General features: G+C 69.2%; 11 protein-coding genes and 1 pseudogene. 4 read left to right on the forward strand and 8 right to left on the reverse strand.

Translation table 11 applies throughout. From position 1 onward, the window contains the following. Positions 1-4,932, reverse strand: coding sequence for an NAD-glutamate dehydrogenase (locus tag AB0I69_RS44020; RefSeq protein WP_363101449.1), 4,932 nt, complete (start codon positions 4,930-4,932; stop codon positions 1-3). Between the two features lie 633 nt (positions 4,933-5,565). Between AB0I69_RS44020 and AB0I69_RS44025 the strand changes: the two genes are divergently transcribed. After that, positions 5,566-6,132 (forward strand): DJ-1/PfpI family protein, encoded by a 567-nt coding sequence (locus AB0I69_RS44025; protein ID WP_019056759.1) that lies wholly within the window; start codon positions 5,566-5,568, stop codon positions 6,130-6,132. A gap of 112 nt (positions 6,133-6,244) precedes the next feature. Here AB0I69_RS44025 and AB0I69_RS44030 read toward each other — a convergent pair whose 3' ends face one another. Both AB0I69_RS44030 and AB0I69_RS44035 read right to left on the reverse strand, forming a co-directional pair. After that, positions 6,245-6,910 (reverse strand): HAD family hydrolase, encoded by a 666-nt coding sequence (locus tag AB0I69_RS44030; RefSeq protein WP_363101450.1) that lies wholly within the window; start codon positions 6,908-6,910, stop codon positions 6,245-6,247. 86 nt (positions 6,911-6,996) lie between these two features. Further along, entirely contained in the window at positions 6,997-7,512 is a 516-nt protein-coding gene (locus AB0I69_RS44035) for a hypothetical protein (RefSeq protein ID WP_363101451.1), read from the reverse strand. Between the two features lie 333 nt (positions 7,513-7,845). Here AB0I69_RS44035 and AB0I69_RS44040 point away from each other — a divergent pair, with 333 nt between their 5' ends. Beyond that, positions 7,846-8,499: an Rv3235 family protein gene (locus AB0I69_RS44040; RefSeq protein WP_363101452.1), complete on the forward strand. Its 654-nt coding sequence runs from the start codon at positions 7,846-7,848 to the stop codon at positions 8,497-8,499. Between the two features lie 148 nt (positions 8,500-8,647). On the opposite strand, the gene secA is transcribed toward AB0I69_RS44040, so the two are convergent. Beyond that, positions 8,648-11,461 carry a preprotein translocase subunit SecA gene (secA, locus tag AB0I69_RS44045; RefSeq protein ID WP_363101453.1) on the reverse strand — a complete coding sequence of 938 codons (2,814 nt, stop codon included), beginning with the start codon at positions 11,459-11,461 and terminating at the stop codon, positions 8,648-8,650. A 268-nt stretch (positions 11,462-11,729) separates the two neighbouring features. Between secA and AB0I69_RS44050 the strand changes: the two genes are divergently transcribed. Together AB0I69_RS44050 and AB0I69_RS44055 are read left to right on the forward strand one after the other, a co-directional pair. Further along, positions 11,730-12,299, forward strand: coding sequence for a GNAT family N-acetyltransferase (locus AB0I69_RS44050; protein WP_363101454.1), 570 nt, complete (start codon positions 11,730-11,732; stop codon positions 12,297-12,299). Between the two features lie 58 nt (positions 12,300-12,357). Continuing rightward, entirely contained in the window at positions 12,358-13,533 is a 1,176-nt protein-coding gene (locus AB0I69_RS44055) for a crosslink repair DNA glycosylase YcaQ family protein (RefSeq protein WP_363101455.1), read from the forward strand. Positions 13,534-13,536: 3 nt separating this feature from the next. Here AB0I69_RS44055 and AB0I69_RS44060 read toward each other — a convergent pair whose 3' ends face one another. The 4 genes and pseudogenes from AB0I69_RS44060 to AB0I69_RS44075 all read right to left on the reverse strand — a co-directional run. Continuing rightward, positions 13,537-14,283 carry a response regulator transcription factor gene (locus tag AB0I69_RS44060; protein WP_363101456.1) on the reverse strand — a complete coding sequence of 249 codons (747 nt, stop codon included), beginning with the start codon at positions 14,281-14,283 and terminating at the stop codon, positions 13,537-13,539. A 206-nt stretch (positions 14,284-14,489) separates the two neighbouring features. Beyond that, positions 14,490-15,182 carry a ribosome-associated translation inhibitor RaiA gene (gene raiA / locus AB0I69_RS44065; protein WP_363101457.1) on the reverse strand — a complete coding sequence of 231 codons (693 nt, stop codon included), beginning with the start codon at positions 15,180-15,182 and terminating at the stop codon, positions 14,490-14,492. Between the two features lie 313 nt (positions 15,183-15,495). After that, a complete protein-coding gene (locus AB0I69_RS44070) occupies positions 15,496-16,233 on the reverse strand; it encodes a hypothetical protein (protein ID WP_363101472.1) in 738 nt (245 codons plus the stop codon). A 519-nt stretch (positions 16,234-16,752) separates the two neighbouring features. Next, a pseudogene (locus AB0I69_RS44075) lies at positions 16,753-17,043 on the reverse strand (ComF family protein); the annotation flags it as partial. Between the last annotated feature and the right edge of the window lie 82 nt (positions 17,044-17,125).

Here is a 17,125-nt window from a genome sequence, read left to right on the forward strand (position 1 = left end):
CTACGAGTGCGTGCGCAGCAGCGTGCGCATCGTGCGCATCGCCACCGACAGGTTCGCCAGGTCGAACGTCTCCGAGCTCTGGATCTCATCCAGAGTCGTGCGTGCCCGGCCCAGGATCGCCGCGTTCTTCTCCTGCCAGGTGATGAAGCGCTGCTCGGGAGTCGAGGTGCCGTTGCCCGCCGCGAGGATGTCGGCGGTCAGGGCCGCGTGGGCCGCGTACAGGTCCTCGCGGATGGAGGCGCGGGCCATGGACTGCCAGCGGTCCGCGCGGGGCAACTCGATGATGCGGTCCATGAGTTGGGTGATGTGGAGGCGGTCGGCGAGGTCGTAGTAGACCTCGGCGACGTCCATCGGGTCCTTGCCGGTGCGGTCGGCCACGGACACGATGTCGAGCGCCGGGAAGGCGGAGGAGAAGCCGGCGACGCGGGTGGCGAGTTCGGCGGGGACGCCGGCGCCGGTCAGCTCGTCGTAGATCTCCTGGTACCACTCCAGGTCCGCGCCGCGCAGCAGCTTGGGCAGCTGGGACCAGACCTGCTCGACGCGCTCGCCGAAGAACTCGACGGTCTCGGCGAGCTGGAGCGGCTGCGGCCGGTTGTTGAGCAGCCAGCGGGTGCCGCGCTCGCACAGGCGGCGCGAGTGCAGGCGGATGCGGGTCTGGACGGGCGCCTCGACGGTGTTGTCGAGGGCCTCCACGCCGTCCCACACCTCGGCGGCGTCGAAGATCGCGCGGGCCGCGGTCTGCGCCCGGACGATCTCCTCCAGGGAGGCCCCGGTCTCCTCGCGGAGGCGGTGCAGGAAGCTCGTACCGCCGGTGTTGACCGTGTCGTTGACGAGGACCGTGGTGACGATCTCGCGGTGCAGCGCGTGGGTGTCGATCTGCTCGGCGAACTTCTCGCGCAGCGCGGTCGGGAAGTAGGCGTGCAGCAGGGTGCGCAGATACGGGTCGTCGGGCAGCGTGGTGCGCAGCAGCTCGTCGGCGACCGTGATCTTCGTGTACGCCAGCAGGACGGCCGTCTCGGGGCTGGTCAACCCCTGTCCCTGGGCGAGCCGTTCGCGGATCTGGCGGTCGGTGGGCAGGAACTCCAGGGCCCGGTCGAGGTGGCCCTCGCGGACCAGGGTGCGCAGGAAGCGCTGCTGGGCGTGGAGCATGTCCTTGGACTGGGCGAGCGCGTTGGCGATCGCGGTGTTCTGCGCGTAGTTGTTGCGCAGGACGAGCGCGCCGACCTCGTCGGTCATCTCGGCGAGGATCCTGTTGCGCTGCTTGACGGTCATGTCGCCGTCGGTGACCAGGCCGTTGAGCAGGATCTTGATGTTCACCTCGTGGTCGGAGGTGTCCACGCCCGCGCTGTTGTCGATCGCGTCCGTGTTGATCTTGCCGCCCTGCTGGGCGAACTCGATCCGGCCGAGCTGGGTCAGGCCCAGGTTGCCGCCCTCGCCGACGACCTTGACGCGCAGGTCGGCGCCGTCGACGCGGATGGCGTCGTTGGCCTTGTCGCCGACGTCCGCGTGGGACTCGGTGCTGGCCTTGACGTAGGTGCCGATGCCGCCGTTCCACAAGAGGTCGACCTGCGACTTGAGGATCGCCTTCATCAGGTCGGCCGGCGTCATCTTGGAGACCTTGCCCTCGATACCGAGGGCCTCACGGATGTGTCCGTTGACCGGGATCGCCTTGGCCGTACGCGGGAAGACCCCGCCGCCCGTCGACAGCAGGTCGGTGTTGTAGTCGGCCCAACTGGAGCGCGGCAGCTCGAACATGCGGCGGCGCTCGGCGTACGAGGTGGCCGCGTCCGGGGTCGGGTCGAGGAAGATGTGCCGGTGGTCGAAGGCGGCGACCAGGCGGATGTGCTCGCTGAGCAGCATGCCGTTGCCGAACACGTCACCGGACATGTCGCCGACGCCGACGACCGTGAAGTCCTCGGTCTGCGTGTCGACGCCCAGCTCCCGGAAGTGCCGCTTGACGGACTCCCAGGCGCCGCGCGCGGTGATGCCCATCTTCTTGTGGTCGTAGCCGGCCGAACCGCCGGAGGCGAAGGCGTCGCCGAGCCAGAAGTTGTAGCTCTCGGCGACTCCGTTGGCGATGTCCGAGAAGGTCGCGGTGCCCTTGTCGGCGGCGACCACCAGGTAGGTGTCGTCCTCGTCGTGCCGGACGACGTCCGCCGGGGGGACGACCTCGCCGGCCACCAGGTTGTCGGTGATGTCGAGCAGGGCCGAGATGAACATCTTGTAGCTGGCGATGCCCTCGGCGAGCCACGCGTCCCGGTCCACGCTCGGGTCCGGCAGCTGCTTGGCGACGAAGCCGCCCTTGGCGCCGACCGGCACGATGACGGTGTTCTTCACCATCTGCGCCTTGACCAGGCCGAGGATCTCCGTACGGAAGTCCTCCCGCCGGTCCGACCAGCGCAGGCCACCGCGCGCGACCTTGCCGAAGCGCAGGTGCACACCCTCGACGCGCGGGGAGTACACCCAGATCTCGTAGGCCGGGCGCGGCGCCGGCAGGTCCGGGATGGCCTGCGGGTCGAACTTCATCGACACGTACGCGTGCGCGTGCCCGCCGAGCGCCTCCTGGAAGAAGTTGGTGCGCAGGGTCGCCTTGATGACGGTCAGGAAGGACCGCAGGATGCGGTCCTCGTCGAGGCTCGCGACCTGGTCGAGGGCCGCGTCGACCTCTTCGAGGAGGGCGTCCACGATCTCGCGCCCGGCGCGCTGCCGGTCCGGCGACATCCGCGCCTCGAACAGGGAGACGAGCAGCCGGGTGGTGTGGACGTTGTTGCGGAGGGTGTCCTCCATGTAGTCCTGGCTGAAGGTCGAACCGGCCTGCCGCAGGTACTTGGCGTACGCCCGCAGCACCATCGCCTGACGCCAGTTCAGCCCCGCGCTCAGCACCAGCGCGTTGAAGCCGTCGTTCTCCGCCTGCCCGGTCCAGGTGGCGGCGAAGGCCTCCTGGAACCGCTCGCGGCCGTCGTCACCGAGGTAGTCCCCGTTGCCGTTCTGCGACTTGGGCATGCGCAGCCCGAAGTCGTAGATCCACGCCGTCGTACGGTTCGAGCAGCGCAGTTCGTACGGCCGCTCGTCCACGACCTCGACGCCGAGGCGGCTGAGGACCGGCAGGACGGCGGACAGGGAGACCGAGGCGCCCTTGCGGTAGATCTTGAAGCGGCGCTCGTCGGGGGCGGCGCCCACCGGCTCGTAGAGGCTGAGCGCGAAGGCCTGCTCCTCGGTGAGCTGTTCGAGGTGGACCAGGTCGGCGACGGCGGCGCGGGGGGTGTGGTCCGCCTTGTAGCCCTCGGGGAAGGCGTTGCCGTAGCTGCGCAGCAGTTCGGCGGCGCGCTCCTCGCCGCACTCGGCGTTCAGCGCCTCGCCGAAGCCGTCGGCCCAGGAGCGGGCGGCCTCCACCAGGCGGGCCTCGATGCGGTCCTTGTCGGCGTCGGACAGCTCCGGCAGTTCGGTGCCCTGCGGGACGCGGACCACGAAGTGCAGCCGGGAGAGGATCGACTCGGTGTTCCAGGCGGTGAAGTCGACGCTGGTGCCGTCGAGCTCTTCTTTAAGGATGTCGATGATCCGCAGGCGGACGCCCGTGGTGTAGCGGTCGCGCGGGAGGTAGACGAGGGCCGAGTAGTAGCGGCCGTACTCGTCCTGGCGCAGGTAGAGGCGCAGCCGCCGGCGCTCCTGGAGGTAGAGCACGGACGTGACGATGGAGCGGAGTTCGTCGACCGGGGTCTGGAACAGCTCGTCGCGCGGGTACGTCTCCAGGATCTGGAGCAGGTCGCGCCCGTCATGGCTGTTGGGCGAGAACCCGGCGCCTTCGAGCACCTCGTCGACCGTGCGCCGGATCACGGGAACCCGGCGGACGGACTCGGTGTAGGCGGCCGAGGAGAACAGGCCCAGGAAGCGGCGCTCGCCGACGACCTCGCCGTTCTCGTCGAACTTCTTCACGCCCACGTAGTCGAGGTACGACGGCCGGTGCACCGTGGAACGGCTGTTGGCCTTCGTCAGGATGAGCAGCTTGTGCTCGCGGGCCTTGGCCCGGGCGTCGGCGGGGAGCCGCTCGAAGGACGGGCTCACCGGATGGCTGTCCTCGCCGGCGTGCTGCGGGTCGGAGCGCAGGATGCCGAGGCCGGTGCCGGGGACCGCGGCGAGGGAGTCGTCCTCGCGCAGCTGGTACTCGCGGTAGCCGAGGAAGGTGAAGTGGTCGGCGGCCAGCCAGCGCAGCAGCTCGCGGGCCTCCTCGACCTCGTTGGAGGACAGGTCGGAGGCGGTCGGCTCGGTGGGCAGCTCGTCGGCCATCCGCAGGGCCGAGTCCCGCATCTTCTCCCAGTCCTCGACGGCCTCACGGACGTCGGACAGGACGCGCAGCAGGTCGGCGGTGATCTGCTTCAGATCGGCGCGGTCGGTCTCCCGGTCGATCTCTACGTGGATCCAGGACTCGATGTGCGCGTCGTGCGGCAGCTCGCCGGTGGGCGGGGCGGTGAGCACCTCGATGAGCTTGCCGGTGAGGTCGCGGCGGACGACGACCTGGGGGTGGATGACGACGTGGATGCCGCGTCCCTGCCGCGTCAGCTCACTGGTCACCGAGTCGACGAGGAAGGGCATGTCGTCGGTGACCACGTCGACGACCGAGTGGCTGCCGCTCCAGCCGTTCTCCTCGACGGTCGGGGTGTGCACCCGGACGTTGGCGGTGCCCTGGGGTCGGGTCTCGGCCAGCCGGTAGTGGGAGAAGGCGGCGCCGAAGACATCGACCGGGTCGCGGTCGGCGAGGTCCTCCGGGGCGGTGTGCAGGTAGTAGCGCTGGAGGAACGCGAGCACGGTGTCCCGGTCCGGGGTGCCCTCGTCCGTCGTCCCGGTCGGTAGGTGCCCCCCGACCGGGCTGTTCTCAGCTACCCGAGCAGCCCTCTCAAGCAACTCGGCCTTTGCTTCGTCCAGCTTGGTCTGCATTGTCCTCTGGCTCCTGTCGCGCGCCGTTGCGTGACGTAGAAGGAAGTACGGTGTCTTCCCCTGCGGCTCGACGCCACGGCCCGGGTTCTCCGGTCTGCTCCGACGCTATGCCGCAAGGTGAGATGAGCGGTGGGTTATCAGCCATTTTCGGCACGCCCGAAGGGTGTGACGCTGCTCTCTGCCGCGCCGGTACCGGGGGTGTGCACGGCGTCCTGGGAGCCCTTGGAGCTCCGTCCCGCCCGCGAGGGCCTGCCGTACAGGCCCGGGGACCAGCGACCGCCGCCCGGTCACGGATGTGGTCCGTGGTCGCCGGGCGCAGAGCAGGGGCGACGATGCCCCCGCGAAATATCGCGCTGATCACGCCACAAGGCTATCGCTCCTCACCGGGGGCTCGTCATGAGCCGCTTGTGTACAAAACAGAGGGTGGAACTTTGACGTTATGCACAGGGGCGCACAGCATGAAATCGTCGTATTCAAGGGCAGTCGGGATGGTGACGGTGTCCGCGCGGCGCGACCCCTTGGCAAGCACCCCGGCGCGAGGCACGTTGCCCGAGAGCCCATGACGCCCGACTGCCCATGAGCTCATGACGCCCGACGCAGACGCATGCCACGGCCACAGAGGAGCGCACCGACATGACAGCGAAGATCCTCATCGTCACCGGCGACGCAGCGGAGTCACTGGAAGTCCTCTACCCCTACCAGCGCCTGCGCGAGGAGGGCTACGAGGTCCACATCGCCGCCCCCGAGCGCAAGAAGCTCCAGTTCGTCGTCCATGACTTCGAACCCGGCTTCGACACCTACACCGAGAAGCCCGGCTACACCTGGCCCGCCGATCTCGCCTTCTCCGAGGTCGATCCCGGCCAGTACGCGGCCCTCGTCATCCCCGGCGGGCGGGCCCCCGAGTACCTCCGCAACGATCCCGAACTCCGCAAGATCCTCAAGTCCTTCTTCGACACGGACAAGCCCGTGGCCCAGATCTGCCACGGCCCCCTGCTCACCGCCGCGATCGACGGCCTGCGCGGCCGGCGCGTCACGGCCTACCCGGCGCTCGAACTCGACATGCAGTCCGCCGGCGCGACCTTCCAGGACGCCGAGACGGTCGTCGACGGCACGCTGGTCTCCGCCCGCGCGTGGCCGGATCACTCCAGCTGGATGCGGGAGTTCCTCACGGTCCTGCGAGCGAAGGCGCCGGTGACATGACCTCGGCGGTCGGCATGACGTGACGGGAGTGCGCGGCGTCTCTTGAGCACGGCTCTTCGTGAGCCGTGCTCTTGAGGTGCCGCGGCCCGCCAGCCGCTCGTCCCGCAGCGCGTCACGCCGCCAGCCGCTCCGCCTCCGCGACGGCCTCCGCGAGTGAGTCCACCACCGGTACGCCGACCACTTCGAGGCTGGCCCGGCTGTGCGAACCCCCGGTGTAGAGCACGGCCCGCGCGCCCACGTGCAGGGCGGCCACCGCGTCGTCGGCGGCGTCCCCGATCACCACGGTGCGCACGGGGTCCACTCCGGACAGCGCCCCGAGGTGCCGCACCATGTGCTCGGCCTTGCTGCCACCGGAGGGCCCGGTGCGCCCGTCGACCCGTATGAAGTGCGGTTCTATCCCGAACTCCCGCACCAGCGGGACGAGTTCGTCATGGCCGTACATGCTGAGGATCGACTGGCTGCGCCCCGCGGTCCGCCACCCCGCGAGCAGCTCCGCCGCGCCCTCGGTGAGCCCGCAGACGACGCGATGCTCGGCGTAGTACCGATGGAAGGTCTCGTCCATGACCTCCCACTCGGCGTCGGTGGGCAGCCTCCCCAGCAACCGCTCGTAGAACTTCGGCACCGGCACGCAGTACAGCGCCCGGTACTCCTCCATCGTGATCGGCGTCAGCCCCAACTCGGCGAACGCCGCGTTCGTCGCTCCGATGATCGCGTCATTGTCGTGGAACAGCGTGCCGTTCCAGTCCCAGACGATGTGCGCGCTTCCTTGCATCCCCATGCCAAAAACGTACCCGCCGCCACTGACAATCAAGAGAATCGCAGGTCAGCGGGCACATACGGCAATCCCACCGCCGCCGAACAGGCTCAGTCGGCCAGTCCGACGAGGTTCGGGATCTCCTGCGTCGCATACCAGAGCAGCTCGTGGTCCTCGGCCCCGTCCACGACGAACTGCGCGTCGTCGTCCCCGCGGTCGGCCGCCGGGAGCGCGTCGGCGGCAGCGCTCACATCGCCCTCCGCATCGCCGAGATCCACGTGTACGGCCGCGGCCTTGGCCAGCGTCACCGTTCCGCCGACCCGCACCTCGCCGAGCGCTACCGGGTCGAGTCCGCGGTCGGGGTCGGCGTGCGCGGTGCCGTCGGGTACGTCGACGGCGACCACAACCCGGCGCCGCGGCGCTTCGGGGTCGGCCGCCAGCAGCCGCAGCGAGGCCAGCGCGGCCCGGTTGAGCGCCGCGTACTCCAACTCCTCGATGTCGTCGGAGAGGTACCACTCACGCAGCGCGGGTGTGACGGCGTACGCGACGAAGGGTCCCGTCCCCAGCTCGCCCGTCTTGTACGCCTCGGCGAGACCGGAGAGGGTCAGGGGGACGTAGACGCGCATGGCTGGCCGCTTTCGTAGTCGGAGAGTGCCTCGGGGAGGACGGTTCCACGGACGGTGCCGTGCCTCCGGGAGGGCCTCCAGGATACGTGCGCGGGTCCCCCATCGAGTCCCCACCCGCACCTCTGAGGGCGTCCACCCCACGCCGGTGATTCACCCGGCACGCTCTTGCGGCGACGGGCTTCCGGCCCTCCCGATCACTCGGATAAGTGAACATTCCGGCCCCTCCGACCCACCCCGCCACGTCCTTGCTACCGGCCCCCATGGCCCCGTACAAGATCCCCAACCAGCAAGTTACTTCCCGGTACATCCCGGGCCGAACCAACGGGGACCCCCATGCACAAGGTCATGACCAGGACCGCCCAGCACACCCCGACCCGCCCTCCGACCCGCCGTGACCCCCGCCGCCCCGGCACGGGTTCGCCTCGCGGACAGGGCGGGGGAACGTCGCGTACGGCGCCTGTGGCGGAGAGCGCGGCTCCGGCTCCCGTCCGGGGCGCAGCCCGTACAGCGTCCACGCGGACGGCCGGCCAGAGCTCAGCCCTTACCACGTCGACTCCCGCAGCGGGCCGAGCGGCTCCCCACACCCCGCTTCACGCCGAACCCCACAGCGTGCCCGCCCAGGCCGCCCGCAGCCGCGTCCCACAGCCGCGCCCCACCGACCTCTTCGCCGACCGTCTCCTCGCCGTACTGAGCGGTCAGCGGCCCGTCCACTGGATGCTCCGGCACACTGCCGGCCGCGCCTACGACGAACTGGCCCGCCTCGCGGAACACGGCCCCCTGCGCGCCACCCGCGGCACCCGCCCGGTGGTTCGCGACATCGGCTACTACGTCGCCCGCGAGGGCGCCGTGGAGGCCTTCGCACGTATCGGCGCCGGTGATCAGGTACGGGCGATGGCCTTCCGGCTGGAACGGGGCGCGGACCTCCGCTGGCGCTGCACGGCTGTGGAACTGGGCGGCTCCCGCGCCCCGCACCCGGACGACGACTGACGGCGGCGCCTGGCCCCGGGCCTCTGGGCAGGCACGCCGAAGGGCCGGGCACCTTCACGATGCCCGGCCCTTCACAGCCTCTTCGCGGGAGCGGCCGACAGGCTCAGCCCCTCACTCAGGGGCACCCGTCACGCTCGTGGAGCGACCGTCACTTCTTGCGGCGGCTGCCCCGGCGTCCCTGCTTGCGGCGCTCCGCGCGCGTGAGGCCGTCGGCCTCGGAGCGCACGGGCTCGTCGTCGCTGGTGAAGTCGCCCTCGACGATGCCGCCCTCGCCGTCCACGCTCGGCGCGGAGAAGTGCAGCCGGTCCGGCCGCTGCGGGGCGTCGAGCCCCTTGGCACGGATCTCGGGACGGCCGCTCGCCTGCGCGGGCACCGTGTCCTCCTTGTCGAGCGACGGCTTCTCGTCCTCGACGGGAACCTCCTCGACCTGCTGCTCGACCTGGACCTCCAGGTTGAACAGGTAGCCGACGGACTCCTCCTTGATGCCGTCCATCATGGCGGTGAACATGTCGAAGCCCTCGCGCTGGTACTCGACCAGGGGGTCCTTCTGGGCCATCGCGCGCAGGCCGATGCCCTCCTGGAGGTAGTCCATCTCGTAGAGGTGCTCGCGCCACTTGCGGTCCAGGACCGACAGCACGACCCGGCGCTCCAGCTCACGCATGATCTCGGAGCCGAGCTGCTCCTCACGCCCCGTGTACTGCTCGTGGATGTCGTCCTTGATGGACTCGGAGATGAACTCGGCGGTCAGACCGGCCCGGTCCCCGGCCGCCTCCTCCAGCTCCTCCACGGTGACCTTCACCGGGTAGAGCTGCTTGAACGCGCCCCAGAGGCGGTCGAGGTCCCAGTCCTCCGGGAAGCCCTCGGTGGTCTCCGCGGTGATGTACGCGTCGATCGTGTCGTCCATGAAGTGCACGACCTGGTCCTGCAGGTCCTCGCCCTCCAGGACGCGGCGGCGCTCGCCGTAGATGACCTCACGCTGCCGGTTGAGGACCTCGTCGTACTTGAGGACGTTCTTACGGGTCTCGAAGTTCTGCTGCTCGACCTGCGACTGGGCGGACGCGATCGCGCGCGTGACCATCTTGTTCTCGATCGGCACGTCGTCCGGGACGTTCGCCATCGACATGACGCGCTCGACCATCTGGGCCTTGAAGAGCCGCATCAGGTCGTCCCCGAGGGAGAGGTAGAAGCGGGACTCGCCCGGGTCGCCCTGACGGCCGCTGCGACCACGCAGCTGGTTGTCGATACGACGCGACTCGTGCCGCTCGGTACCGAGGACGTAGAGGCCGCCGAGGTCCTTGACCTCTTCGAACTCGTCCTTGACCGCCTGCTCGGCGTTCTCCATGGCGGCGGGCAGGGCCTGCGCCCACTCCTCGATGTGCTCCTCGGGGTCGAGGCCGCGCTGGCGCAGCTCCGCCTCGGCGAGGTCGTCGGGGTTGCCGCCGAGCTTGATGTCCGTACCGCGGCCGGCCATGTTGGTCGCGACGGTCACGGCGCCCTTGCGGCCGGCCTGGGCGATGATCGGCGCCTCACGGTCGTGCTGCTTGGCGTTCAGCACTTCGTGCTGGATGCCGCGCTTGGCGAGCTGCTGCGAGAGGTACTCGGACTTCTCGACCGACGTCGTACCGACGAGGATCGGCTGGCCCTTCTCGTGCTTCTCGGCGATGTCGTCGACGACCGCCTCGAACTTCGCGACCTCGGTGCGGTAGATCAGGTCGGACTGGTCCTTGCGGACCATCGGCCGATTGGTCGGGATCGGGACGACGCCGAGCTTGTAGATCTGGTGGAACTCGGCGGCCTCGGTCATCGCCGTACCGGTCATGCCGGAGAGCTTGCTGTAGAGGCGGAAGAAGTTCTGCAGGGTGATCGTGGCGAGGGTCTGGTTCTCGTCCTTGATGTCCACCCCTTCCTTCGCCTCGATCGCCTGGTGCATGCCCTCGTTGTAGCGGCGGCCGGCGAGGATACGGCCGGTGTGCTCGTCGACGATCATGACCTCGCCGTCGATGACGACGTAGTCCTTGTCCTTCTTGAAGAGCTCCTTGGCCTTGATGGCGTTGTTCAGGTAGCCCACCAGCGGGGTGTTCACCGACTCGTAGAGGTTGTCGATGCCCAGCCAGTCCTCGACCTTGCTGACACCGCCCTCGTGGATGGCCACCGTGCGCTTCTTCTCGTCGACGTCGTAGTCGCCGGTCTCCTCCAGGCCCTTGAGCGGGTTGCCGACCTCGCCCTTCTTCAGGCGGGTGACCAGCTTGGCGAAGTCGCCGTACCACTTGGTGGCCTGGTCGGCCGGGCCGGAGATGATCAGCGGTGTACGGGCCTCGTCGATGAGGATCGAGTCGACCTCGTCGACGACCGCGAAGTTGTGGCCGCGCTGCACCAGTTCGTCCTGCGACCACGCCATGTTGTCGCGCAGGTAGTCGAAGCCGAACTCGTTGTTCGTGCCGTAGGTGATGTCGCACGCGTACTGCTCGCGGCGCTGGGCCGGGGTCATGTTGGCGAGGATGCAGCCGACCTCAAGGCCCAGGAACCTGTGGATGCGGCCCATCATCTCGGAGTCGCGCTCGGCCAGGTAGTCGTTGACCGTGATGATGTGGACGCCGTCTCCGGAGAGGGCGTTCAGATACGCGGGCAGGGTGCCGACCAGGGTCTTGCCCTCACCGGTCTTCATCTCGGCGACGTAGCCGAGGTGCAGCGCTGCGCCGCCCATCATCTGCACGTCGTAGTGACGCTGGCCGAGGACGCGCTTGGCGGCCTCGCGGACGGTGGCGAACGCTTCGGGCAGCAGGTCGTCCAGGGTCTCACCGTCGGCGTAGCGCTGCTTGTACTCCTCGGTGAGGGCCTTCAGCTCGGCGTCGGAGAGGTCGATGAAGTCCTCTTCGATGGACTTGACCTGGTCCGCGATGCGGTGCAGCTTGCGCAGGATCTTGCCTTCGCCTGCACGCATAATCTTCGAGAGGACGGACACGGGGGTTGGTCTCCTTGCCGGTCGGGCCTGGGACGGTCGGTTTCCAATGACATAACTGAGCAACGGCCATCGTATGCGAGGACCCCACCACGCCGGGAGCCTGCCGGGGACGCCGACCGTCCACTACTTCACATCTGCTTCAAAGGGGACAACGGCCGGGGGTCACCGATGGTGCCGCGCCCCTCCGAGGAATTGCACGAAATGTGATCACTGGCTCACACAGCGCAAAGGGATGGCGTCTTTGTGCACCCCCGAGCAGAATCGGCCGATGGAACCCGTCACGCTCACGACCGACCGTCTCCTCCTGCGCAGCGTCGGCCCGCAGGACACCGACGTCGTGTACTCCGCGGCCCAGGACCCCGAGATCCAGCGCTGGACGACGATCCCCTCGCCCTACCTCCTGGAGCACGCACAGAGCTTCACCGAGCAACTGGCGCCCGAGGGCTGGCAGAACGGTTCGATGTTCACCTTCGGTGTCTTCCTCCCCGAAGGGGAGTTGGTGGGCATGCTCGGCATCACGATGCGCTCGCTGGGCGTCGGCGAGGTCGGCTTCTGGGCCACGAAGCAGCACCGCGGCAACGGCTACATCACCGAGGCCACCGTCGCCGCCTCCCGCTGGGCCTTCACCCATGTGTCGATCGACCGCGTGGAGTGGCGCGCGGAGGTCGGCAACAAGGGCTCCCGCGCGGTCGCGGAACACGCCGGATTCACCATCGAGGGCACGCTCCGCTCCGCGATCAACAACAAGGGCGTACGACGGGACTGCTGGGTGGGCTCCCTGCTTCCGTCCGACCTGGGCCTGCCGTCGACGGCGCCGTACCTGCCCGCCCAGCCGTAACGCGACAAATCCCCAGCTCAGCCCGCGTTGTCAGTGCCACCCTCTATCGTGCGGAGACATGACGAGTGCCCCGCGCCCCACGACCGACCTGTCGGCAGACGACGCCCGCCGCATCGCCCTGCGCGCACAGGGTTTCCTCGGTGTCCCCGACCGCCGCGCGGGCGTGCGCGGCGTGCTCCGCCATCTCGGCGCGGTCCAGCTCGACACCATCTCGGTCCTCGCCCGCTCCCACGAACTCATCCCGTACGCCCGCCTCGGCGCCGTGCCCCGCAGGACGGTCGAGGACGCGTACTGGACCCAGACACACGCCTTCGAGTACTGGTCCCACGCCGCCTGCATCCTCCCCGTGGAGGAGTGGCCCCACTTCGCCTTCCGCCGCCGCGCCTACCGCAGCCGCCCGCACTGGAACCACGACCTCCCGGACGGCACCTACGACCAGGTCATCAAGCAGCTCCGCGCAGAAGGCCCGCTCACATCAACGGAGTTGGGCGGCGCGAAGCGCACCAGCGAGTGGTGGGACTGGTCCGGCGCCAAGGTCGCCGTGGAGCGGGCGCTCATGTACGGCGAGGTGGTGTGCGTGGAGCGCCGCGGCTGGAAGCGGGTGTACGACCTCGCCGAGCGCGCGATCCCGGAGCCACTGCTGCACGACGAGCTGGATGACACGGAGTGCCTCCGCCGCCTGGTCGACCTGGCGGGCCGATCACTGGGCGTCGGTACGCGCGCGGACATCGCCGACTACCACCGCCTCAAGGGGGAGCAGGTCGACGCGGTCATCGCCGACTCGGGCCTGGTCCCGGTCACGGTCGAGGGCTGGGGCAAGCCCGCCTGGGCCGACCCGGCAGCCCTGGAGACACCCCCGCGCGGCCGCCACCGCACCACACTCCTGTCCCCGTTCGACTCCCTGATCTGGGAGCGGGCACGCACAGAGCGAATCTTCGGCTTCACCCACCGCCTGGAGGCCTACGTCCCCAAGCCGAAGCGGATCTACGGCTACTTCGCGATGCCGGTGCTCGCAGGGGGCCGGCTGGTGGGTCGCGTCGACCCCGCGCGCGAGGGCCGCACCCTGGTGGCCAAGCAGGTCACCCTGGACGGCCCCAAGGCCGTTGCGTCCGTGGCCCAGGCCCTGGTCGAGGCCGCGAGCTGGGTGGACTGCACGGACGTACGTGTGGAGCGGGTCGACGCCCCCGAGCTGCGCGCACCCCTCACCAGGGAACTCGTCCGCCTGCTGGCGTGAGCGTCACCGGATTTCGAGGATCTTCTCCCGCATCGCGTAGACCACCGCCTCCATCCTGGAGTGCAGTTGCAGCTTCTCCAGGATGTTGCGCACGTGGTTCTTCACGGTGTTCTCGGAGATGAACAACTGCTTGGCGATATCGCGGTTGTTCATGCCGGTGGCGACGAGTTTGAGAACCTCCAGCTCACGGTCGGTGAGCCGCGGCGCGGGCACCAGTCGGCGCTCGTCGGTGCGCTGGATCATCGACTTGAACTCGGTGAGCAGTTTCGACGCCATGGAGGGGCTGATCTGCGACTGGCCATCAGCCACGGCACGAATGGCGGTGGCCACTTCGTCCGTCGAGATCTCCTTGAGGAGATATCCCGTCGCGCCCGCCTTGATCGCGTCGTAGAGATCGGCCTCTTCATCGCTGATCGTGAGCATGATGATTTTCGCGCTGGGCGCCACCTCCTTGATGGAGGTGCACGCCTCGATCCCGCCCCGCTTCGGCATCCGTACGTCCATCAGGACGATGTCCGGCAGCAGATCAGCGGCCTTGTCCACGGCCTCGGCGCCGTCCCCCGCCTCACCGACGACCTGGATGTCCTCCTCGGCCGCGAGCACGATCTCCAGGCCTCGGCGGAAGAGGGCGTGGTCGTCCACGACAAGGACTCTGATCGGCTCCTTGCGTGTCGAGCCCGCTTCCGGGCCCATGGCGACGACGCCGCCGTCGGCATCCTCGACCTGCATCGGTCCGAAGCTGTCCGCCATCGTTCCTCCCCCTGAAGGCTGTGGCCTGTGGTCCTGCGCCATCGCCAACCCAAGGCAGCGGCCCACCGGTTGGGCCCTGTGCGGCCATGATTCCATGCCCGGACGACAGTGCGGTCACGGAGCGGGGCGCGAAGTGGTCGCACACCGGTGCCCCTGGGGGCGCACACGCACTCCAGGGGCACCGGCTCAGCTGTCGGCCGGGTGGGTCAGCCGCCCAACGTGCCGCCCGCCGAGGGCGGTTGTGCCTGCGTGACCATCGGGTCCGTGCTGAGGTGGATGACGCCGTAGTCGTAGGCGTGCCGTCGGTAGACGACACTCGGTTCCTTGGTCTCGGAGTCGACGAACAGGTAGAAGTCGTGTCCGACCAGTTCCATCTCGTAGAGGGCCTGGTCGAGGGACATCGGAGAGGCGACGTGGGTCTTCTCGCGGACGACGAGCGGGCCTTCGCCCTTCACTTCCAGCGAGCCGATCTTCTTGGTGGGCACACCGTCCGACTGCTCGTCCGGAACGGCGTGGCCGTTGCCGTTGAGCGTCGCCGCGCCCGGGACGTGGTCGGGGACCTCGGCTGCCGTGAGCCGGCGGGCACCACGGCGCGTGTGACGCTTGTCGTGCTGCTTGCGCAGCCGGGCATCCAGCTTCTCCGCCGCGAGGTCGAGCGCCGCGTACGGATCGTTGGCCGATGCTTCCGCCCGGATCACCGGACCGCGGGAGCGGAGCGTGATCTCCACTCGGTCACAGCGGTCGGCCTGTCGGGGGTTCGGCTCCTTGGACACCTCCACGTCGAGGCTGATCACCTTGCCGTCGAGCTTCTGGATCTTCTCCAGCTTCAGCTTCTCGGCCACGTGCTTGCGGAACCGCTCGGGCACCTCGGTCTTGCGGCCCTTGACGACGATGTCCACGCAGAACTCCGTTCCCGGATCGCTCCGCTTCGCTGCGGAGCGTCTCCCTTTTGCACCAGGCTCCGGTCACCCCGGAACCTCGGACTCGGTGACTTCCACCTCCTCCTCCCCCATGGGCAAGATCTCCACCCCATGGCCGCGGGTGATTGCAGAAAACCCACGGCACGGCATTCGGATAGGAGAGGTGCGGCCTGCGCCTTTCTCTCACAACCGAACATATCTCGCCCGGACGGATGTCGTCACCCTCTACCGCGGCGTACCTCCGTTCAGGTGAATTGCCTCTGTCGTTACCTGCAACGACGCAAGTTCGCAGTCAGTTCCGGTTTATTTCGAAGGAATCTGGCGACGCCGCGATCACTGCCGCACAGATCAGGTCACCGGTGCCGTTCACACCCACGATTCCCGGTGCACTGAGTGCCATGTGACTCGCCTTCTCCTTTGATCCATCCATGTGTTCCCCTCTGCCTTCCCGGCACACACCCGCATACACAGCCGAAGCCGCTCCGACTGTTCCGCCTGTTCGGCCGTACGCGTTCGCCTCCTCGGTGACCGCCGCACGCACGGCACGCGCCGCCTCCCGCAAAGAGGCCCCGGTCGTCATCAGGTCGTCGACGAGCACCACCGGACCGTCGGCGAGCAACCGGGCACCACCCGCGACCACCTCCAGAGCACCGGCGAGATTGTCCAGCCGCTGCCGGGAGTTGAGCCCCGACTGGTCGGCCACCCACCGCCGCTGCCGCAGCACGGCGACCACCCGGGCCGGCGTCCCGGTCCGCCGCAACTCCCCCGCCGCCGCGAGCGCGATCCGCCGCGCCGGATCATGCCCGCGAGCCCGCACCGCCCCACGCGCAGAGGGCACGGGGACGAGCAACACCGTCACCCCACCACCACTCGGGGACCGGGCATGGCCGACCTGCACGTGTTGCCCTGCCTGTACCTGCCGCACCTGTACCGACCGTCCGTGAGCCTGCCGTACCCGCGTCTGTCCGGCTCGTGCCTGTGCCTGTGTCTGCCTAGCCTGCGCCTGTTCTGCCCCTGCCGCCTGATCCACCCGGGACCAACCACCCTGCACCGCACCAAGCCCGGCGCCAGCCGACTGTCCCGCCTGATCCGCGCCGGCCCCGCCCGCAGCTGACCCCATGGCCCGCACAGCATCGGCCCCCGGAACCGGAGACTGCACGGCCCACCCCGAGTCGGCCCCGGCAACCGCCGACAACCCGGCCCGCACCGCATCAGACCCCGAAACCGTCAACCACCCGGCCTCCCCCGCATCACACCCAGGAACAGCCAACCTCTCACCCCCTGCCGCATCGAACTCCGCAGCCGCCGGCAGCACGGCCAGCCCACCATCGGACTCAGCGGCCCCTGATCGCAGAACCGGCCCGCCTTCGGGCCCGGCAATCTCCGCACCGCGTCCCGACCCCGCTGTCACACCTCCAGCCCCGTCGCCCCACTCGCCCTCGTCGTTCTCCTCCCCCAGCTCATCAAGTCCCGGCACCCATCCCTCGTCGAGCCCCGCCAAGCCCTCATCCGGCCCCGTCACGGCCTCGTAGCCCCGGTCCCGGCACTCCCGGAGCCCTGCCCTCACAGCGCCCGCCAGAGCCGCGCCCAGTGGCCCTGCGAGGGCCAGTGCGCCTCGTTCCTTGTGGGCGAGGAGCACCGCGCGCACCTCGTCCGCATAAGGAGCCGCCGCATACGTAGCCGGCAGCCCGGACGGCTCGGGCATCGGTCGTACCCGGCTCGGTACGGCCCCGTTCAGGGCGGCACTGCACTCAGGACAGAGCACCGTGCGAGGCCTCCCGCAGCCTCCGCACTCGGCCGGCAGCACCAGATCCGTGAGGTCCCGCCACCACCCCCGCATGACCACCACTGTGCCAACGCCCTCGCCGACCGGCCACCCCTGTGGACAACTGCCTGTGGACAACTCCACGCAAGCGCCGGCA

The sequence above is a fragment of the Streptomyces sp. NPDC050508 genome, from assembly GCF_040655155.1.
GTDB lineage: Bacteria > Actinomycetota > Actinomycetes > Streptomycetales > Streptomycetaceae > Streptomyces.